This window comes from Luteibacter sp. 3190, from assembly GCF_031456385.1.
GTDB lineage: Bacteria > Pseudomonadota > Gammaproteobacteria > Xanthomonadales > Rhodanobacteraceae > Luteibacter.
On sequence record NZ_JAVDUO010000001.1, the window covers coordinates 245,307 to 266,135 of the forward strand.

The window sequence follows — 20,829 nt, forward strand, 5'->3', positions numbered from 1 at the left end:
AAAACCTGGCGCCCGAAGTTGGACTCGAACCAACGACCCCCTGATTAACAGTCAAGTGCTCTAACCGGCTGAGCTATTCGGGCGGGGAGCCACGTATTTTGTGGAAGAGCGGAGGGGCTGTCAAGCATCTTTACGCTTTCGTGAAGGCGCGGCGGCGCAGGTCCAAGCCTCGTCGGCTCTCGCCGTTCTGCGCCGTGCGAGGCCCGCATTCCCGATCACGATCGCGACGGCGCTGGAGGGTCGTCCTCGCAGGCAGAGGACGAGCGTCTGGTTGCTTGCCGGCGACGTGCCGTTCGGTTTGAAGTCGACCGAGGAGCGACCGTCCCGATGGACGAGGACGATCCGGTCGTCCAGCGCCGGCTGCCGCGCACCGCCGGGAAACGAGGGGCGGGCGATCCAGCCCCGGGTCCAGTCGGAGGAGGCGAGGCACGTGCGACCGTCCGCGCTCGCGCAGAGGGTGGTGGGCTGGTTTCGCCATACGGCGGCGGCCCGGGCGCGGCCGAGGGCGTCGAGGAGCGCTTCGGTGGACACGCGGAGGCGATGGCGCGCGATCGCGTCGCCGAAAGCGGGCAGGGCGCAGGCCAGCAACACGCCCGCGATGGCGAGGACCGCGAGCATCTCGACGAATGTGAACGCACGGGAGGCGCGATACCGCCGCATGGTCGCGTCCTGGGGTGACGGGCGGCCATCGTCGCGACCGGAGGGCCATCCCGGTGCGGGTGCGCCGCGTCACGGCACGTAGGCGCCGGCGCTTTAAACTCGTGGTCCGAACCAGCATATCGTCAGTCATGACCGATCGCTTCCAGCTCGTATCCCCGTTCAAGCCCTCCGGCGACCAGCCCGAGGCCATCCGCCGCCTCGTGGAGGGCTTCGAATCGGGCCTCGCCGCCCAGACGCTGCTCGGCGTCACCGGGTCCGGCAAGACCTTCACGATCGCCAACGTCGTCGAGCAGGTGCAGAAGCCGACGATCGTGCTGGCGCCGAACAAGACGCTGGCGGCGCAGCTCTATGGCGAGTTCAAGGAGTTCTTCCCGCACAACGCGGTGGAGTACTTCGTGAGCTACTACGACTATTACCAGCCGGAGGCCTACGTGGTCGCCTCGGATACCTTCATCGAGAAGGATTCGAGCATCAACGACCACATCGAGCAGATGCGTCTCGCGGCGACGAAGGCGCTGCTGTCGCGGCGCGATTCGCTGATCGTGGCGACGGTCTCGGCGATCTACGGCCTCGGCGATCCCGAGGACTACATGAGCCTGCGCCTGATCCTGTCGCGCGGCGAGCACATCGAACAGCGCGCGCTGATCCGCCAGCTCACCGAATTGCAATACGTGCGCAACGAGATGGAACTGCGCCGTGGTACGTACCGCGTGCGCGGCGAAGTGGTCGACGTGTTCCCGGCGGAGTCGGAGTCCGAGGCGCTGCGCATCGAGCTGTTCGATGGCGACGTGGAGAACCTGTCGCTCTTCGATCCGCTCACGGGCGAAGTGCTGCGCAAGGTGCCGCGGTACACCGTCTACCCGAAGACGCATTACGCGAGCACGCGGCAGAGCGTGCTCAACGCGATGGAGACGATCAAGGTCGAGCTCTCCGAGCGCCTCGAGCAGCTCTATCGCGACAACAAGCTGGTGGAGGCGCAGCGCCTCGAGCAGCGCACGCGTTTCGATCTGGAGATGATGGCGGAGGTGGGTTTCTGCCAGGGCATCGAGAACTACTCGCGGCACATGACGCGCCGTGGCCCGGGCGAGCCGCCGCCGACGCTGTTCGACTACCTGCCGCCCGACGCGCTCATGGTGGTCGACGAATCGCACGTGACCGTCCCGCAGCTCGGCGCGATGTACAAGGGCGACCGCTCGCGCAAGGAGACGCTCGTGGAGTTCGGCTTCCGCCTGCCGTCGGCGATGGACAACCGTCCGCTGCGCTTCGAGGAGTGGGAGCGTCGCGCGCCGCGCGCGATCTACGTCTCCGCGACGCCGGCGAAATACGAGCTGGAGCGTTCCGACGACAATGTGGTCGAGCTGGTCGTCCGTCCGACGGGTCTCATCGATCCGGAAGTGGAGGTGCGTCCGGTGCGCACGCAGGTCGACGACCTGCTCGGCGAAATCCATAAGCGCGTCGCGATGGGCGACCGCGTGCTGGTCACCACGCTGACCAAGCGCATGGCCGAGAACCTCACCGATTACCTCTCGGAGCACGACGTGCGGGTGCGGTACCTGCATGCGGACATCGACACGGTGGAGCGCACGGAAATCATCCGCGACCTGCGCCTCGGCGAGTTCGACGTGCTGGTCGGCATCAACCTGCTTCGCGAGGGCCTCGACATGCCCGAGGTGTCGCTGGTCGCGGTGCTCGACGCGGACAAGGAAGGCTTCCTGCGGTCCAACCGCTCGCTGATCCAGACGATCGGCCGCGCGGCGCGCAACGTGCGCGGCAAGGCGATCCTCTACGCGGACGAGATCACGAAGTCGATGCAGGAGGCGATGGACGAAACGGCGCGGCGTCGCGAGAAGCAGATGCAGTACAACGAGGCCAACGGCATCACGCCGAAGACCGTCGTGCGCCGCATCGCCGACATCATGGAAGGGGCGCGGGCCGACGTCGGTTCGCGCGGCAAGGGCAAGAAGGGCAAGGAGGCGAAGAAGGTCGCCGAGAGCGCGCCGGACTATGGCTCGCTGACGCCCGAGCAGGTCGGCTCGACGATCAAGAAGCTGGAGGCCCGCATGTACAAGCATGCGCAGAACCTGGAGTTCGAGGAGGCTGGCAAGTTGCGCGACGAGATCCACAAGCTGCGCGAGCGGGCCCTGCGCTGACACCGTCCACGGTCGTGGGGGCGGTTTTCGCGGAAAAGCGGCCGCCCCCCTTGCACACCCCGTCGACGGTCGGTAAACTACGCAGCTCTTCGGGCGGTTAGCTCAGCGGTAGAGCACTACCTTGACATGGTAGGGGTCACAAGTTCGATCCTTGTACCGCCCACCACTTCCCCTCATGGGAGTGGCACGAAGAAACGAGAAAGGAGCCGCGGGCTCCTTTTTTGTGCCCGCGTTTCGGGTGGTCGCGCCATCGGACGTGGTCGCCGTGGATACCGGCGTGCGCCGGTATGACGGGGCGTGAGGGGGCGGTGCCCACGTCCCCGGTCCGTGGCAGGCGATGACGCGTACGCTAGACTCCGCTTTTCATCGACGGAGCGACGCCAGTGGCCTATCTGCTCACCAAGTCCCTGCACATCGTCTTCGTCATCGCCTGGATGGCGACGGTGTTCTACCTGCCGCGGATCCTCGTCAACATCGCCGAGGCGGGTGCGGAGCCGGCGGTGAAGGCGCGCCTCGAACTGATGGGGCGCCGGCTCTACAAATTCGGGCACAGCATGTTCGGCCTGGCGTTCCTGTTCGGCCTCGTGCTCTGGCTGTACTTCCACATCTCCGGCGGCTGGCTGCATGCGAAGATCGCGCTGGTCGTGGTGATGCTCGGCTACTACGTCTGGTCGGGACGCCTGCTCAAGCGGAGCATCGCGGGCGGCGCCTTGCCGCCGGCGAAGACACTGCGCCTGTTCAACGAGCTGCCCGTGCTGGTGCTGCTGGCGATCGTCTACCTCGTCGTGGCGAAGCCTTTCTGACGTCTCGCGCCGCGAGACGCGGATGGGCGATGATCCGCTCCTGTCCGAACCGATCCGGAGCCGCCCGTTGAGCGACATGGACGACATCGCGCCGGGCCTGATGGTCCTGCACGGCAATCGACTCGAGGAACTGCGCGACGTGCTCGTCGCGTGGCTCCGCCGTGCGCCGCTCGCGCCGCTCGAAGACGAATGGGTGCTCGTGCAGTCCAACGGCATCGCGCAGTGGTTCCAGCAGGCGCTGGCGCGCGGCGTGGATGCCGGGGGGCTCGGGATCGCGGCGGCGGTGAACGTGCAGTTGCCGGGCCGGTTCCTCTGGAAGGCGTATCGCGCGGTACTGGGCGACGATGCGGTGCCGCCCGAGTCGCCGTTCGACAAGTCGCGGCTGGTCTGGCGCCTGATGCGACTGCTGCCGACGCTCGCGCGCGACGACGGCTTCGAACCGCTCGCCGGGTTCCTCGGTAACGAGGGCGACGCGCGGAAGTGCCACCAGCTCGCCGAGCGTCTCGCCGATCTGTACGACCAGTACCAGGTGTACCGCGCCGACTGGCTGGACGACTGGGCCGCCGGACGCGACGTGCTGCGCGACGCGCGTGGCGGGGCGCCGGCCATGGGTCCGGGCGATCGCTGGCAGGCCGCGCTCTGGCGCCGGCTGCTCGACGACGTGGGGCCCGGCGAGGCCGAGGGGCACCGTGCCGCGGTGCATGCGCGTTTCCTCCGCGCGACGGCGGCGGAAGGCGCGCGGCCGGCACGCCTTCCCCGGCGCATCGTCGTGTTCGGCATGTCGTCGCTGCCCCGGCAGACGCTCGAGGCGCTGTCGGCGCTCGCGCGCTGGTCGCAGGTGCTGCTCGTGGTGCTCAACCCCTGCCGTCACTATTGGGCCGACGTCGTCGACGACCGCGAACTGCTCCGCGCCGAGCGTCGCCGCCAGGCGCAGAAGGCCGGCATGCCCGCGCTGCCGTCGGACGCCGACATGCACCTGTATGCGAATCCGCTGCTGGCCGCGTGGGGCAAGCAGGGGCGCGATTACATCCGCATGCTCGACGAATTCGACCACCCCGAAACGTACCGCGAGCGGTTCACGGCGTGGGACCAGCGCATCGACCTGTTCGAGGAGCCCGCCGCCTACACGCTGCTGGCGCAGGTGCAGGGCGCGATCCTCGATCTCGAACCGTTGCCTTCCACGCCGCGCCCCGTCGCGCCCGACGACACCAGCATCGTCTTCCATGTCGCGCACGGCCCCCAGCGCGAGGTCGAGATCCTGCACGACCAGCTCCTGGCGCGCTTCGAGGCATCCGCGCGCGCGGGCGATCCGATCCTGCCGCGCGACGTGATCGTGATGGTGCCGGACATCGAGACCTACGGGCCGCACATCGACGCCGTCTTCGGTCGCGTGTCGCGTGACGACGCGCGCTACATTCCGTATAGCGTGGCCGATCGCGCCTCGCGCGGCACCGTTCCCGTGGTGATGGCGCTCGACATCCTCCTCGGCATGACGGAATCGCGCTTCACCGCCGGCGATCTCGCCGATCTCCTCGACGTGCCGGCCATCCGCGCGCGCTTCGACGTGGCGGTCGACGACCTGCCGCTGCTGCATCGGTGGATCGAAGGCGCGGGCGTCCGCTGGGGCCTCGACGCCGCCCAGCGCGCGTCGCTCGGCCTGCCGGCGCTGGAGCAGAACACGTGGCTCTTCGGTCTGCGCCGCATGCTGCTCGGCTACGCCGTGGGACGTGGCGCGGCCTGGCACGACATCGAACCGTACGACGAGGTCGGCGGCCTGGACGCGGGGCTGGTCGGGCCGCTCGCCGACCTGCTGCAACGCCTGGGCGACCACTGGCGCGCGCTGGCGGAGCCCGCGACGCCCGCCGCGTGGGCGCTGCGCCTGCGCGCGTTGCTGCGCGACTTCTTCACACCCGCCGAACCCGACGACAGCATCCGCATCGAACGCCTGCACGAGGCGCTCGACGCGTGGGAGCGCGCCTGCGCCGAAGCGGCGTTCGACGAAGCCCTGCCGGTCGACGTCGTGCGCGAAGCGTGGCTCGGCCAGCTCGACGACGGCGGCTTGTCCAAGCGGTTCCTTGCCGGCGCGGTGAGCTTCGGCACGCTGATGCCGATGCGCGCGATCCCGTTCCGCCTCGTCTGCTTGCTCGGCATGAACGACGGCGATTATCCGCGCGCGCGCCCGCCGATGGATTTCGACCTGATGTCGCGCGCCGGCGCCTGGCGTCCGGGCGACCGTTCGCGCCGCGAGGACGACCGCTACCTGTTCCTCGAAGCGTTGCTTTCCGCACGCGACGCGCTGCACATCGGCTGGGTCGGCCGCAGCGCCCGCGACAATGCGGAGCGCATGCCTTCGGTGCTGGTTGGCCAGCTTCGCGACTACCTCGCCGCCGGCTGGCGCGGCGCGGATGATGCCTCGCCCCTGTCGCGCCTCACGGTCGAGCATCCGTTGCAGCCCTTCAGCCGCGGTTATTTCCGCGAGGGCGACGAGCGCCTGTTCACCTATGCGAGCGAGTGGCGCCAGGCGCATGACGGCGCCGTGTCTGTGCCGGATGCCGCGCTGCCGCCCTTCGTGGTCGAACGCCCGATCGGCTTCGCCGTGCTGTGGCGCTTCCTGCGCCATCCGGTGCGCGAGTTCTTCCAGTCGCGCCTCGGCGTGCGCTTCGACATCGCCGACGTGGCCGCCGACGACCTCGAGCCGTTCGCGATCGACGGTCTCGGCCGCTTCGCCATGACCGACATGGTGCTGCGCGCGGCGGTCCGGGGTGACGGTCCGGCGAGCGCCTCGATCGCGGATGCGGCCGCTCGGCTGCAGCGCAGCGGTCTGCTGCCGATGGGCGCGTTTGCCACACCGGTACGGCGCGACATCGAGACGACCGCCGGCATCGTCGTCGGTCGCCATGCCGCCGAGCGGCGCGCCTGGCCGCACGATGCGGGCAAGCGCGAGATCCGCCTCGAGGTCGCCGGCGTCGTGCTGGAAGACTGGCTGGCCGATCTGCATGCCGATGCGTCGGGCCGTCTCGCGTCGTTGCTGCTGTCCCCGTCAGCGGTGCTTGGCGACGACGGCACGCCGAAGGCGCATCGGCTCGTCGCGCCTTGGGTCGATCACCTCGTGGCGCAGGCCGCCGGTGTCGCGCTGGAAACGCGTTACATCGGTCCCGACGCGACGATCGTCCTGGATGCCATGGATGCCGATCACGCGCGGCGGATGCTCGACACGCTCGTGCGCGCATGGCGGGAAGGCATGCGCATGCCACTGCCGGTCGCCGTGAGGACGGCGCTGGCCGCGCTAGGCGCCCCGGCCGACGAGGCGCGCACGGCGGCCCGCCACGCCTACGAAGGCGTGCACGAACGCACGCGAGGCGAAGTCGACGGCGATCCCTATCTGTCGCGGGCGTGGCCCGATTTCGCCGCGCTGGAGGGGGCCGGCTTCGATCGCTGGCTGCAGCCGTACCGCGACCTGCTCGCCGCGCTGCGCGTGGAGGCCGCATGAGCGTCGACACGCGGCCCCTGCGCCCGCTGGCGATGCCACTCGACGGCGTGCGCCTGATCGAGGCCAGCGCGGGCACCGGCAAGACCTGGACGATCGCGGCGCTCTACGTGCGCGCGATGCTGGGCCACGGCATCGACCGTCCGCTGTTGCCGCCGCAGGTGCTCGTCGTCACCTTCACCGAGGCGGCGACACAGGAGCTGCGCGAACGCATCCGCGCACGCCTGGTCGACGCGGCGCGCGCGTTCCGGGCGGGCAGGGCGGAGGAGCCGTTCCTCGACGAACTGATGGCCGAATACGCGCCGGACGACCACGCCGCCTGCGCGCGACGGCTCGAACTCGCCGCGCAATGGATGGACGAGGCCGCGGTCTTCACCATCCACGGCTGGAGCCAGCGCATGCTGACCCAGCACGCGTTCGGCAGCGGGCACGCCTTCGCGCAGACGCTGGAGCCCGACGAGAGCGAACTGCTCGCCGAATGCGTGCGCGACTACTGGCGACAGGCCTTCTATCCGCTCGACGAGGGCCGGCTCGCGCCGATCCTCGAGGAGTGGCGCACGCCCGAGGCGTTGCTCCGCTCGCTACGGCCGCTGCTTGGTGGCGGCGAGACGACGTTGCGCGTCAACGGCGACGTGTTGCCGCACGAGGTCGACATGGCGGCGACGCTCGCCGGTCGGGCGGCGTGGGACGAGGAAGCGGCGCGGCGCCTCGCCGATGCCGCCCGTTCGTGGCTGGCCGACGCCGACGCGCTCGAAGCGCTGCTGACGGAGGCCGTGCGCGGCAAGGTGTTGCACAACGGCTGGTACAAGCCCGACCGCATGCCGCTCGACCTCGCGGCCATGCGTCGCTTCGCCATCAGCGGCGACGCCGCGGGCTTCGATATCGCGCGCTATGCGACGGCGCGGCTGGCGAAGGCCACCGGCAAGGGAAAGACGCCGCCGTCCCATCCCGCGTTCGGCGCCCTCGATCACTGGCAGGCATGGCAGGCGGGCAAGGTGGGCGTGCGTCACGTGGTGCTGGCCGATGCGTTGCGCTGGGTGCGCGAGCGTTTCGCCGCGCAGAAACGCCGCCGCGCGCAGATCGGTTTCGACGACCTGCTGCTGCGCCTCGACCGCGCGCTGGCGGCGCCGTCCGGCGCCGATCTCGCGGCGACGATCCGCGGCCAGTATCCGCTCGCGCTCATCGACGAATTCCAGGACACCGATCCGCTGCAGTACCGGATCTTCCGCGCGATCTACGGCGAGGCGCCCGAGCAGGGCCTGCTGCTGATCGGCGATCCGAAACAGGCGATCTACGCGTTCCGCGGCGCCGACATCCATACCTACCTCGCGGCACGCCGCGAGGCGCGTCCGCCGCATTACAGCCTCGACACCAACCACCGCTCCAGCGAAGGGATGGTCGCCGCGGTGAACGCCGTGTTCGGCCGTGCCGAGGCGCACGCCACGGGCGCGTTCCATTTCGACGACCGCGGGCTGCCCTTCGTTCCCGTGCAGGCGCGCGGACGCAAGGAGGCCTTCACCGTCGACGGCGAACCGCAGCCGGCCATGCAGCTGTGGCTGCTCGACGACGAGGCGCCGGTCGGCGTGCGGATGTACCGCGACCAGATGGCGGGGGCGTGCGCCGCGCGCATCGTCGAGCTGCTGCAGGCCGCGGATCGCGGCGCGTGCGGCTTCACGGGCGCCGACGGCACGTTCGTGCCGCTGAAACCGGCCGACATCGCGATCCTCGTGCGCAGCCACAACGAAGCCGCCGAGATGCGCGCGGCCCTGACGCAGCGGCGCGTGCGCAGCGTGTTCCTGTCGGATCGCGACTCCGTGCTGGAGAGCGTGGAAGCGCGCGACGTGCTGCTCTGGCTGCGCGCCGTGGCGGAGCCGTCGTCCGACGTCGCCATGCGCGCGGCGCTCGCCACCCGCAGCCTCGGTCTGGGTTACGGCGAGCTCGAACGACTGAACGTCGACGAGCGGCACTGGGAGCGGCGTGGCCAGCAGCTGTTCGAGCTGCGCGAGGTCTGGCGGCGCGGCGGCGTGCTGGCGACGCTGCACCGGTTCCTCCATGTGTTCGACCTGCCGGCGCGCCTGCTCGCCGCGGCGGGGGGCGAACGCGCGCTGACCAACCTGCTTCACCTCGCGGAACTGCTGCAGCAGGCGGCCGCGAAGATCGAGGGCGAGCAGGCGCTGATCCGTCACCTCGCCGAGCGGATCGCGGATGTCGCGAGCCATCACGGCGACGACCAGATCGTGCGCCTCGAAAGTGACGACGACCTGGTGAAGGTCGTCACCATCCACAAGTCCAAAGGCCTCGAATACCCGCTGGTGTTCCTCCCGTTCGCCTGCGCCTCAGGCGCGGCGCGGGGAGGGCAGGGATATCGCTACCACGACGGCGAAGGCGCGCAACTGGAATTGTTGTCCGCCAGCCACGACGACGCCGGCGACGCCGTGCGCGAGGCGAAGGAGGCCGCGGAGCGCGCGGCCCTGCAGGAAGACCTTCGCCTGCTCTATGTGGCGCTTACCCGCGCGCGGCATGCCTGCTGGATCGGCGTCGCGCCTGTCTGCCACAACCCGTCGAAGAAGCCGCAACTGCACCGCGGCGCCTTCGGGCACCTGCTGACGGGCGGCGCGGAGATCGACAACGGCGCCATCGAGGGGCTTCTGCGCGATCTCGCGCGCGAGCACCCGTCGATCGCGCTGGACTACATGCCGGCACCGCACGACACGCCGTACGTGCCGCTGTCGCGCGACGACGCCCCGCGTCCCGCGCGCGAACCGCGAATCGCCCGCGCCAAGCCCTGGTGGATCGCGAGCTACAGCGCGCTTCGGCATGCGGACGATGCGGTGCCCGCTCCCGAGACCGCGACGGACGACATCATCGTCGAGTACGCGGCCGAGCCGGTCGCCGCGGCGCCCGATGCCACGTCGATACACGGATTCGAGCGCGGCGCGGAAGCCGGCACCTTCCTCCACGATCTCCTCGAATGGATCGCCGAGGAGGGCTTCGCCGCCATCGCAACGGATCCCGCGCGCCTGCGCGACACCGTCGCGCGGCGCTGCGAGCGCCGTGGCTGGGAGCGGCACATCGACGTGCTGACGGACTGGCTGCTCGTGCTGCTGCGTACGCCCCTGGCGCTACCCGACGGACGGACGTTCGCGCTCGCGGCGCTGGACGACGCACGCCGGTACCGGGCGGAGCTCGAGTTCCTCTTCGAAGCGCGCGGTGTCGACACGCTCGCCCTGGATCGCATCGTGCGTGCGCACACGCTCGACGCGGCGCCGCGGCCGGCGCTGGCCGCCGACACCGTCAACGGCATGCTCAAGGGCTTCATCGATCTCATCGTCGAGCACGAGGGCCGCTGGTACGTGGCCGATTACAAATCGAACTGGCTGGGTACCGACGAGCGAGCCTACACCGCCGATGCCATGCGGCGTTCGATCCTCGACGCCCGCTACGAACTGCAGTACGCGCTGTACCTGCTCGCGCTGCACCGGCAGCTGCGCGCCCGCCTCGGCGGCGCCTACGACTACGACACGCACGTCGGCGGCGCGGTGTACCTCTACCTTCGCGGCGTCGACGGGCGCGGTCATGGCGTGCACGTCGAGCGTCCGCCGAAGGCCATGATCGACGCGCTCGACGCGCTGTTCGACGGAGTGCCCGCATGACGGCCGACATCGGTGCGTGGCTCGACCGCGCGGTGGACGATGGGCGACTCCGCCGCGTCGACCGCGCCTTCGCACGCTTCCTCGCGACGCTCGATCCGCAGAGCGATCCCCGCGTCCTCGCCGCCGCGGCGCTGGCGAGTCGCGAGCTGGGCGAGGGCCACATCTGCGTCGACGCGCGCGCGCTGCCGCTCATGGACGCGTCGCTGGCCGGCGCGGAGGACTGGCTGGCCGCATCGCCCCTCGTCGGTGGCCCCGACGGAGATCCGGCGACGCCGCTCGTCCTCGACGCCGGCTGGTTGTACCTGCGGCGGTTCTGGCGCGACGAGGCCAGCGTGGCGGCGGGGATACTCGCGCGTCTCGACGCCTTGCCCGTGCCCGATGACCTCGGCGACGAACTGGCCCGCCTCTTCGTCGCCGACGGCGACGGGCCCGACTGGCAGAAGATCGCGTGCGCGATCGCGGTGCGCGGATCCTTCGCGGTCATCACGGGTGGGCCGGGAACAGGCAAGACCACGACAGTGGTGCGGCTGCTCGGTCTGCTGCAGACGCTCGCGTTCCGCAACGGCATGCCGCGCCTGCGCGTGCGGCTCGCGGCGCCGACGGGCAAGGCGGCGGCGCGACTCAACGCGTCGATCGCGGGGCAGATCGAGCGCCTCGACGTCGACGATGCGATCAAACAGGCGATCCCGGCCGAAGTGACCACATTGCATCGTCTGCTCGGTAGCCGGCCGGACAGTCGGGCGTTCCGCCACGATCGCGACAATCCGTTGCATCTCGACGTGCTCGTGATCGACGAGGCGTCGATGATCGACCTCGAGATGATGTCCGCCACGCTCGATGCGTTGCCGGCCGGTGCGCGGCTCGTTCTCCTGGGCGACAAGGACCAGCTGTCGTCGGTGGAGGCGGGCGCCGTCCTCGGCGACCTCTGCGCTCGCGCGGACCGCGGTCATTACGACGTGGCCACGCGCGACTGGCTCGCGCGCACCTGCGGCGTGGATGTCGCCGCCTGGACCGACGCCGCCGATGCGCGTCCGCTCGACCAGCACGTCGCGATGCTGCGACGGAGCCGGCGTTTCGGCAGCGAGAGCGGCATCGGCGCGCTCGCCGCGGCGATCAACGCGGGCGACGCGGTGGCGGTGCGCGAGGTGTTCGCCGCCGCGCCGGCGGACATCGCGATGCGTCCCGCCACACCCGCCGCGATCGCCACGCTGGCGATCGACGGTCGCGGTGACGCGCCCGGTTACGCGCACTACCTGCGCGAGCTGGAGGCCACACGCCCTGCCGCCGACGCGGCGGACGACGCGTTCACGGCGTGGGGCGCCGCCACGCTGCGCGCGTACGCGCGGTTCCAGTTGCTCTGCGCGGTGCGCCACGGCGAGGCCGGCGTGGAAAAGCAGAATGCGCGCATCGCGCAGGGGCTGCTGGAGCGGGGGCTTATCGACGCCGTGGATGGCTGGTACGAAGGCCGTCCCGTCATGGTCACGCGCAACGATTACGCGCTGGGTCTGATGAACGGCGACGTCGGCATCACGCTGTGGATCCGCGACGCGCAGGGCGGCATGGCGCTGCGCGTGGCGTTCTCGGTGATGGACGAGGGCGGCGGCGAACGCATCCGCTTCGTCGTGCCGAGCCGGCTCGCGGCGGTAGAGACCGTGTACGCGATGACGGTGCACAAATCGCAGGGTTCCGAGTTCGAGCACACGGCGCTCGCGCTTCCGGCCGAGCCGTCGCCGGTGCTGACCCGTGAGCTGGTCTACACCGGCGTGACCCGCGCGCGTAGCCACTTCACGTTGCTCGCGTCGCCCGACATCTTCGACCACGCCGTCCGGCAGAAAACCCAGCGCGCGTCAGGCCTGCTCCGCCGGCTGAATCGATGAGTTGTAGGAGCGCGCCCTGCGCGCGACATCTTTTGGGGCCGTGCGCCACAGGTCCTGTCACGCCTCGCGAGAAGCTGTCGCGCGCAGGGCGCGCTCCTGCGATCGTGCCGACTCATTCCACGCCGTAAAACCCCTTGTACCACTCCGCGAACTTCCGCAGACCCTCGTCGATCGGCGTCGACGGCGCATAACCCACGTCGCGCCGTAGCGCCGATACGTCGGCCCACGTGTCCGGCACGTCGCCCGGCTGCATCGGCAGCAGGTTCTTCTCCACGCTGCGGCCCAGGTGTTTTTCCAGTGTGGCGATGAAGTCGAGCAACTGCACCGGTTCGTCGTTGCCGATGTTGTAGACGCGGTACGGCGCGGCGGACGTGCCGGGATTCGGCGACACCGGGTCGTAGGACGGATCGGCCTCGGCCGGATGGTCGAGCGTGCGGATCACGCCCTCGACGATGTCGTCGATGTACGTGAAATCGCGGCTGTGCTGGCCGTGGTTGTACACGTCGATCGGATCGCCGCGCACGATGCGGCTGGCGAACAGGATCGGCGACATGTCCGGGCGCCCCCACGGGCCGTAGACGGTGAAGAAGCGCAGGCCCGTGGTCGGGAGGCCGAAGAGATGGCTATAGGTGTGCGCCATCAGCTCGTTCGATTTCTTGGTGGCGGCGTAGAGGCTGACCGGATGGTCGACGGCGTCCTCGACCGCGAACGGCATCTTCCGGTTCGCGCCATACACCGAGCTCGACGACGCGTAGACCAGGTGCCCGACCGTGTGCCGCCGGCAGGCCTCGAGGATGTTGACGAAGCCCACGAGGTTGCTCTGCACGTAGGCGTGCGGATGCGTCAGCGAGTACCGCACGCCCGCCTGCGCCGCGAGGTGCGCCACGCGCTCGGGCTGGAAATCGGCGAACGCGCGGTCGACCGCGGCCTGCTCCGAAAGATCGGCCCGCACGTGGGTGTACCCCGGATGGTCGATGAAGCGCGCCAGGCGCGCTTCCTTCAGGGCCGGGTCGTAGTAATCGTTGTGGTTGTCGAAACCCAGCACCGTGTCGCCGCGGGCGAGCAGGCGTTCGGTGAGGGCCGAGCCGACGAAGCCGGCACTGCCGGTGACCAGGATGCGCATGGGGTAGGGCCTGCGGGGTAGGGCGGCCGCACAGTGTAACGGACCCCTTTATTGACACGGGAGCAGCCCTGATCTAGTTTTCGGCAGATAACCACGAACGAAGGTGGCCCGCGGCAACGCCGGCCGAGTGTGCGACATGCGGACTACGCGCTTCCCAACCTGAGCCCCCGCCACGTCTTCGTCACCATCGAAGGGCGCCTGGCGCCCTTTTTGTTTTCCGGAAACACGCCTCCCATGATCCAGATCACGCTACCCGACGGCAGCCAGCGCCCGTTCGAGCATCCCGTTTCCGTGCAGGACGTCGCCGCCTCCATCGGCGCCGGCCTCGCCAAGGCCACCCTCGCCGGCAAGGTGGACGGCAAGCTGGTCGACGCCAGTTACACCATCGACCGCGACGCCGCGCTCGAGATCGTCACCGACAAGAGCCCCGAGGCGCTGGACATCCTGCGCCACTCCACGGCCCACCTGCTGGGCCAGGCCGTGCAGCGCCTGTTCCCCGGCGCGCAGGTCACGATCGGCCCCGTGGTCGAGAACGGCTTCTATTACGACTTCGCGTACGAGCGCCCGTTCACCCCGGACGACCTGGGCGCGATCCAGGCCGAAATGGAGAAGATCGTGAAGGAGGAGATTCCGGTCACGCGCTCCGTGAAGACCCGCGACGAGGCGATCCGCTTCTTCCGCGGCATGGGCGAGGAGTACAAGGCCCAGATCATCGAGAGCATCCCGGCCAACGAAGAGCTTTCGCTCTATACGCAGGGCGAGTTCACCGACCTCTGCCGTGGTCCGCACGTGGCCAACACGGGCAAGCTGCGCGCGTTCAAGCTGATGAAGGTCGCGGGCGCCTACTGGCGCGGCGATTCCAACAACGAGATGCTGACGCGCATCTACGGCACGGCCTGGCTCAACGACAAGGATCTGAAGGCCTACCTGCACCAGCTCGAAGAGGCCGAAAAGCGCGACCACCGCCGCATCGGCAAGCAGCTGGACCTCTTCCACATGCAGGAAGAAGCCCCGGGCATGGTGTTCTGGCATCCCAAGGGCTGGGCGATCTGGCAGGCGGTGGAGCAGTACGTCCGCGGCGTGTACCGCAAGAGCGGCTACCAGGAGGTCCGCGGTCCGCAGATCATGGACGTCAGCCTCTGGAAGAAGTCGGGCCACTGGGACAACTACCAGGAGAACATGTTCTTCACCGAGTCGGAGAAGCGCACGTACGCCCTGAAGCCGATGAATTGCCCGGGTCACGTGCAGATCTTCAACACGAACCTGCACAGCTACCGCGACCTGCCGATCCGTTACGGCGAGTTCGGCGGCTGCCACCGCAACGAGCCGTCGGGCGCGCTGCACGGCATCATGCGCGTGCGCGCCTTTACGCAGGACGACGGCCACATCTTCTGCACCCCGGCCCAGATCGAGGGCGAGGTGGCGGCGTTCCATGCGCAGGCCATGAAGGTGTACGAGGACTTCGGCTTCAACGACATCGCGATGAAGATCGCGCTGCGCCCGGACAAGCGCATCGGCACGGACGAGGTCTGGGACAAGGCCGAGCACGCCCTGCGCGCGGCCCTGTCGGCCGCCGGCGTGGCATGGGAGGAGCTGCCGGGCGAGGGCGCCTTCTACGGCCCGAAGATCGAGTACCACATGAAGGACTCCATCGGCCGCGCCTGGCAGGTGGGCACGATGCAGGTGGATTTCATGATGCCCGAGCGCCTCGGCGCCGAGTACGTGGACGAAAACAGCCAGCGTCAGCATCCCGTGATGCTGCACCGGGCCATCGTGGGCTCGATGGAGCGCTTCATCGGCATCCTGATCGAACACCATGCCGGGTTGCTTCCGACCTGGCTCGCCCCCATTCAGGCGGTGGCGTTCAGCATCACGGACGCACAGGCCGATTACGTGCAAGACGTCACGCAAGCCCTTGTAGGAAAAGGCTTCAGGGTGCAGGCTGATTTGCGCAACGAAAAAGTCGGATATAAAATCCGCGAGCATACGTTGCAGAAGGTTCCCTATCTGATCGTGGTCGGCGACCGCGAAAAGGAAACGGGTACCATATCCGTACGTACCCGCGGCGGCGAAGACCTCGGCAGCATGCCGGTGGCTCAGTTCGTCGAACGTTTGGAAGCCGAGACCCGCCGCTAGGCCGCGGGTCCGGTATTGGGATCATTCTTCTGGAGGATAGCGGTATCGCTACGACCGATAACAAGGGCAATCGCAAGAACAACGAGATCCGCGTTCCGCGGGTTCGCGTGCTGGGCGCCGAAGGCGAGCAGATGGGCATCATGGACACCCGTGACGCCATCCGTGCCGCCGAGGACCTCGGCATGGACCTCGTCGAGATCCAGCCGAACGGCGATCCGCCGGTCTGCAAGATCATGGATTACGGCAAGTTCAAGTTCGAAGCCCAGAAGAAGGCCTCCGCTGCCAAGAAGAAGCAGAAGCAGGTCGAGATCAAGGAAGTGAAGTTCCGCCCGGTCACCGACGAGGGCGACTACCAGATCAAGCTGCGCAAGATGCGCGAGTTCCTCGAAGAGGGCGACAAGGTCAAGGTCACGATCCGCTTCCGCGGCCGTGAAATGTCCCACCAGGACCTCGGCCAGAACCTCGCCCGCCGCGTCCAGACGGACATCGGCGAAGACGGCGTCGTCGAGTCGTTCCCGCGCCTCGAAGGCCGCCAGATGGTCATGATGATCGGCCCGAAGAAAAAGGCCTGATCCTCCTGCCTCCCGTGGGAGCGCACCGGGGCGCGAACGCTCTTCGCCCCGGTCCGCGTGCCGGCGCGCCACTCCGCAGGCCGGTGTGAACGGCGCTCGCGACCAGGTCCGCTCCTACACATACCTTTAAGATTCGTGTATCATCGCCGGCTCGGTCCGTATGGATGGGCCGATCCACCGTACCCGGCAGGAAGGAAAGTGCAGGCCCTTCAGGGTCTTGCCGCCGGATCAGTCAGCAACCGAATACGGAGCATTCCGATGCCCAAGATCAAGACCAACCGGGCGGCCGCGAAGCGTTTTCGCAAGACCGCGTCCGGCAAGTTCAAGGCCGGTCACGCCTTCAAGTCGCACATCCTGACGAAGAAGTCGACCAAGCGTAAGCGCGGCCTGCGCGCTCCCAACCACGTCAAGGCGTGCGACACCAAGGGTGTGGCTCGCATGTTGCCGTATCTCTGAGGGAGGGCTGAAAAATGGCTCGTGTTAAGCGTGGTGTTACCGCCCGTCGTCGTCACAAGAAGATCATCGGCCGTGCCAAGGGCTACTACAACGCCCGTCGCAAGGTTTTCCGCGTAGCTAACCAGGCCGTCATCAAGGCCGGTCAGTACGCCTACATCGGCCGCAAGCAGCGCAAGCGTCAGTTCCGCGCGCTGTGGATCGTCCGTATCAATGCCGCCGCCCGTCAGTTCGGTCTGTCGTACAGCCGCCTGATCAACGGTCTGGCCAAGGCCAACATCTCGGTCGACCGCAAGGTCCTCGCCGATCTGGCCGTGCACGACATCAAGGCGTTTGGCGCGATCGCAGAGAAGGCCAAGGCCAGTCTGGCTGCGTAATCCGCTTTACCACGCGCGGTAGTCTTATCGCGCGAAGATGGATGACGTGGGGAGAAGGCCTTGCCTTCTCCCCATTTCTTTTTCCACGTCAGGAAAACCGATGGAATCGATCGAGAACATCGACGCGTCCCTCAAGGACATCGAAGCCGCCGCCACCCTCGATGCGCTGGACGCCGTCCGCGTCGCGCTGCTGGGCAAGAACGGCGCGGTCACGGCGGCGCTCAAGGCACTGGGCCAGCTGACGGGCGACGAGCGGAAGGCCCGCGGCGCCGAGGTCAATCGCGTCAAGGAACGCCTGACCGACGCCATCGCCGCGCGCAGGCAGTCGCTCGAACAGGCCGAGCTGGATCGCCGCCTCGCCTCCGAACGCATCGACGTGACCCTGCCGGGACGCGATGGCGAATACGGTGGCATCCACCCGATCACGCGCGCGCTCGAGCGCATCGCCGACATTTTCGGTCGCCTCGGCTACCAGCGTGCCGACGGCCCGGAAATCGAAGACGACTGGCACAACTTCGAGGCGCTGAACTTCCCGCCGCATCATCCCGCGCGCGCGATGCACGACACCTTCTATTTCGGTGACGGCCGCCTGCTGCGCACGCACACCTCGCCCGTGCAGATCCGCTCCATGCAGGGCCGCCAGCCGCCGATCCGCATCATCGCGCCGGGCAAGGTCTACCGCAGCGATTCGGATCAGACGCACTCGCCGATGTTCCACCAGATCGAAGGCCTGCTGGTCGACGAGACCTCCAGCTTCGCCGACCTCAAGGGCACGCTGGCCGAGTTCGTGCGCGCGTTCTTCGAGCGCGACTTCGAGATGCGCTTCCGCCCGAGCTATTTCCCGTTCACCGAGCCGTCCGCGGAAGTCGACATCCGCTGGGATGCCGAAGACGGCAGCACGCGCTGGCTCGAGGTGCTCGGCTGCGGCATGGTCCATCCGACCGTGCTGGCCAACTGCGGCATCGACCCGGAACGCTACACGGGCTTCGCCTTCGGCCTCGGCGTCGAACGCTTCGCCATGCTGCGCTATGGCGTGGGCGACCTGCGCGCGTTCTTCGAGAACGACCTGCGCTTCCTGCGTCAGTTCGCCTGACCCGCATCGACGCGTGGCCGGCCGGCGGCCGGCCACGGATCCCACGTTAACGAGTCGCTCCCATGAAATTCTCCGAAAACTGGCTACGCGAACTGGTCACCATCGATGCCGACCGTCCGGCGCTGGTCCACGCGCTGACGATGTCCGGCCTCGAAGTCGAAGAGGTCACGCCGCTGGGTGACGGCCTCGACGGCGTGGTCGTCGCGCAGATCGTCGAAGCCGCGAAGCATCCCGAGGCCGATCGCCTGCAGGTGTGCAGGGTGGACGCGGGGCAGGGCGAACTCCTGCAGATCGTCTGCGGCGCGCCCAACGCCCGCGTCGGCATCCGCGTGCCGCTCGCCATGGTCGGTGCCACGCTGCCGGGTGGCGTCGCCATCAAGGCGGCGAAGCTGCGCGGCGTGGAATCGTTCGGCATGCTCTGCTCGGCGAAGGAGCTCGGCGTCGACGCCGACGCCTCCGGCCTGCTCGAACTGCCCGCGGATGCGCCCCTCGGCACGCCGCTGGCCGCGTACCTCGGGCTGCCCGACGCCAGCATCGAACTCAAGATCACGCCGAACCGGCCGGACGTGCTCGGCCTCTACGGCCTGGCGCACGACGTCGCCGCGCTGTTCGGCAGCCAGGTGAAGGCGATCGGCGGCGGCGACGCCCCGGTCACGTCCACGGCCACCCGCGCGGTGAGGCTGGAAGCCGGTGCCGACGCGCCGCGTTACCTCGGCCGTGTGATCGAGGGCGTCGACGCCAGCGCCCGTTCGCCGCTCTGGCTCGCCGAGAAACTGCGCCGCGCGGGCATCCGCCCCATCAGCGCCATCGTCGACGTCACGCAGTACGTGATGCTCGAACTCGGCCATCCGCTGCATGCGTTCGACAACGGCAAGCTGTCCGGCGCGGTCGTCGCGCGCCACGCGCGCGACGGCGAGACGCTCAAGCTGCTCGACGGCAGCGAGGCGAAGCTCGACCCGTCGTTCGTCGTGATCGCCGACGAGGCGAACGCGCTCGCGGTGGCCGGCGTCATGGGTGGCATGGATTCCCGCGTCACGGACGACACCCGTGACATCTTCCTCGAAGCCGCGCACTTCACGCCGTCCGCGATCATGGGCCGCGCGCGCAAGCTCGGCCTGCACACGGACGCCTCGCACCGCTTCGAACGCGGCGTCGATCCGGCCCTGCCGAAGCGCGCGATCGAGCGCGCGACCGAACTCCTGCTGGGGATCGCCGGCGGCAAGGCCGGCCCCGTCACGGTCGCCGAACTGCCGGAATACCTTCGTGCGCACGAGCCGGTGCTCCTGCGCCATGCGCGCCTGCGTCGCGTGCTCGGCATCGACGTCGCCGCCGGCGAAGTCACGCGCATCTTCACCGCGCTCGGCATGGGCGTGGAGGAGATTCCCGACGGCTGGCGCATCACGCCGCCGAGCAGCCGCTTCGACATCGAGCGCGAGGAAGACCTCATCGAAGAGGTCGCCCGCATCCACGGTTACGAGCGCATCCCCACGCATGTGCCGGCCGGCGAGATCGCCCTCCGCGCCGAGCCGGAAGCCCGCCTCGACGAGATGGCCCTGCGCGACCAGCTGGCCGCCCGCGGCTACTTCGAGGCCGTGACGCTGTCGTTCGTCAGCGCCGATCTGCTGCGCACCTGGCATCTCGACCACGCCTGGGTGCCGCTGGCGAACCCGCTGTCCGCCGATCTGGCCGTCATGCGCACGTCGCTGCTGCCCTGTCTGATCGAGGCCCTGCGCCACAACCGCGCACGCCAGCAGGATCGTGTGCGCCTGTTCGAAATCGCCCGCAGCTTCCACGCCACCGGTGGTGCGCCGGACGAGATCGGCCGCGTCGCGGTCGTCGCGTCGGGAACGGCGCGCGCCGAGCAGTGGGGCGAGGTCTCGCGCCCGGTCGACTTCTTCGACCTCAAGGGCGACCTCGACGCGCTGATCGCCCACACCGGCGAGCCGGCGCGCTGGACGATCGACACGCAGGACCTCCCGTCGTGGCTGCACCCGGGCCGCGGTGCCCGCGTCCTTCGCGACGGCGTGCCATCGGGCTTCCTCGGCGCGCTGCACCCGGCGCTGGCGAAGTCGCTCGACCTCGGTCCCGACGTCTACGTGATGGAGCTGGCGCTCGAGCCGATCCTGGCGCGCCGCCTGCCCAGCGCCGGCAAGGTCCCGCGCTTCCCGGCCGTCCGCCGCGACATCGCCGTCGAGCTGCCGGAAGCGGTCACCTGGGCGTCGGTCGAAGCGACGGTTCGCGAGGCGCTCGGCGACATCCTCGTAGGGATCCGCCTCTTCGACCGCTACGCCGGAAAGGGAATCGATGAAGGTCGAAAGAGTCTCGCTATGGGCTTGATTTTACAGGACGCTTCACGCACCCTTACCGACGACGATGCCGACGCTCGCGTCGCCGACGCGGTGGGGGCATTGGAGAAGACATGCAAGGCAAGATTGCGAGGATAAG

At 68.9% G+C, this 20,829-nt stretch carries 13 protein-coding genes and 2 tRNA genes; 12 read left to right on the forward strand and 3 right to left on the reverse strand.

Going from position 1 to position 20,829, the window contains the following annotated elements:
- Positions 1 to 6: 6 nt before the first annotated feature.
- Together J2X58_RS01155 and J2X58_RS01160 are read right to left on the reverse strand one after the other, a co-directional pair.
- Positions 7 to 83 (reverse strand) — tRNA-Asn (locus tag J2X58_RS01155).
- A 37-nt stretch (positions 84 to 120) separates the two neighbouring features.
- Positions 121 to 660 carry a GspH/FimT family pseudopilin gene (locus J2X58_RS01160; RefSeq protein WP_310045985.1) on the reverse strand — a complete coding sequence of 180 codons (540 nt, stop codon included), beginning with the start codon at positions 658 to 660 and terminating at the stop codon, positions 121 to 123.
- Between the two features lie 128 nt (positions 661 to 788).
- Here J2X58_RS01160 and uvrB point away from each other — a divergent pair, with 128 nt between their 5' ends.
- The 6 genes from uvrB to recD all read left to right on the forward strand — a co-directional run bounded on the left by uvrB (position 789) and on the right by recD (position 12,630).
- On the forward strand, positions 789 to 2,810 hold the full coding sequence (gene uvrB / locus J2X58_RS01165; protein ID WP_310045987.1) for an excinuclease ABC subunit UvrB: 2,022 nt from the start codon (positions 789 to 791) through the stop codon (positions 2,808 to 2,810).
- A 91-nt stretch (positions 2,811 to 2,901) separates the two neighbouring features.
- A tRNA-Val gene (locus tag J2X58_RS01170) sits at positions 2,902 to 2,976 on the forward strand.
- A gap of 217 nt (positions 2,977 to 3,193) precedes the next feature.
- Positions 3,194 to 3,613 carry a CopD family protein gene (locus J2X58_RS01175; RefSeq protein ID WP_090054636.1) on the forward strand — a complete coding sequence of 140 codons (420 nt, stop codon included), beginning with the start codon at positions 3,194 to 3,196 and terminating at the stop codon, positions 3,611 to 3,613.
- A gap of 76 nt (positions 3,614 to 3,689) precedes the next feature.
- Positions 3,690 to 7,103, forward strand: coding sequence for an exodeoxyribonuclease V subunit gamma (gene recC, locus J2X58_RS01180; protein WP_310047867.1), 3,414 nt, complete (start codon positions 3,690 to 3,692; stop codon positions 7,101 to 7,103).
- The gene (recB, locus tag J2X58_RS01185; RefSeq protein ID WP_310045988.1) at positions 7,100 to 10,753 is read left to right on the forward strand and encodes an exodeoxyribonuclease V subunit beta; all 3,654 of its coding nucleotides are present in this window, start codon (positions 7,100 to 7,102) and stop codon (positions 10,751 to 10,753) included. The genes recC and recB overlap by 4 nt, the downstream gene beginning before the upstream one ends.
- Positions 10,750 to 12,630, forward strand: a complete 1,881-nt coding sequence (gene recD, locus J2X58_RS01190; RefSeq protein ID WP_310045990.1) for an exodeoxyribonuclease V subunit alpha — start codon at positions 10,750 to 10,752, stop codon at positions 12,628 to 12,630. The genes recB and recD overlap by 4 nt, the downstream gene beginning before the upstream one ends.
- A 112-nt stretch (positions 12,631 to 12,742) precedes the next feature.
- Here recD and J2X58_RS01195 read toward each other — a convergent pair whose 3' ends face one another.
- Positions 12,743 to 13,753 carry an NAD-dependent epimerase gene (locus J2X58_RS01195; RefSeq protein WP_310045992.1) on the reverse strand — a complete coding sequence of 337 codons (1,011 nt, stop codon included), beginning with the start codon at positions 13,751 to 13,753 and terminating at the stop codon, positions 12,743 to 12,745.
- A gap of 234 nt (positions 13,754 to 13,987) precedes the next feature.
- Between J2X58_RS01195 and thrS the strand changes: the two genes are divergently transcribed.
- The 6 genes from thrS (at position 13,988) to pheT (ending at position 20,828) form a co-directional block, all read left to right on the forward strand.
- On the forward strand, positions 13,988 to 15,889 hold the full coding sequence (thrS, locus tag J2X58_RS01200; RefSeq protein WP_310045994.1) for a threonine--tRNA ligase: 1,902 nt from the start codon (positions 13,988 to 13,990) through the stop codon (positions 15,887 to 15,889).
- Between the two features lie 29 nt (positions 15,890 to 15,918).
- Positions 15,919 to 16,461, forward strand: a complete 543-nt coding sequence (gene infC, locus J2X58_RS01205) for a translation initiation factor IF-3 (protein WP_175472838.1) — start codon at positions 15,919 to 15,921, stop codon at positions 16,459 to 16,461.
- Positions 16,462 to 16,719: 258 nt separating this feature from the next.
- On the forward strand, positions 16,720 to 16,917 hold the full coding sequence (gene rpmI / locus J2X58_RS01210; RefSeq protein ID WP_036114929.1) for a 50S ribosomal protein L35: 198 nt from the start codon (positions 16,720 to 16,722) through the stop codon (positions 16,915 to 16,917).
- Positions 16,918 to 16,931: 14 nt separating this feature from the next.
- Positions 16,932 to 17,291 carry a 50S ribosomal protein L20 gene (gene rplT / locus J2X58_RS01215; RefSeq protein ID WP_072322974.1) on the forward strand — a complete coding sequence of 120 codons (360 nt, stop codon included), beginning with the start codon at positions 16,932 to 16,934 and terminating at the stop codon, positions 17,289 to 17,291.
- 100 nt (positions 17,292 to 17,391) lie between these two features.
- Positions 17,392 to 18,384 (forward strand): phenylalanine--tRNA ligase subunit alpha, encoded by a 993-nt coding sequence (gene pheS / locus J2X58_RS01220; RefSeq protein ID WP_090178065.1) that lies wholly within the window; start codon positions 17,392 to 17,394, stop codon positions 18,382 to 18,384.
- Positions 18,385 to 18,446: 62 nt separating this feature from the next.
- Positions 18,447 to 20,828, forward strand: coding sequence for a phenylalanine--tRNA ligase subunit beta (gene pheT / locus J2X58_RS01225; protein ID WP_310045998.1), 2,382 nt, complete (start codon positions 18,447 to 18,449; stop codon positions 20,826 to 20,828).
- Position 20,829: the final 1 nt, after the last annotated feature.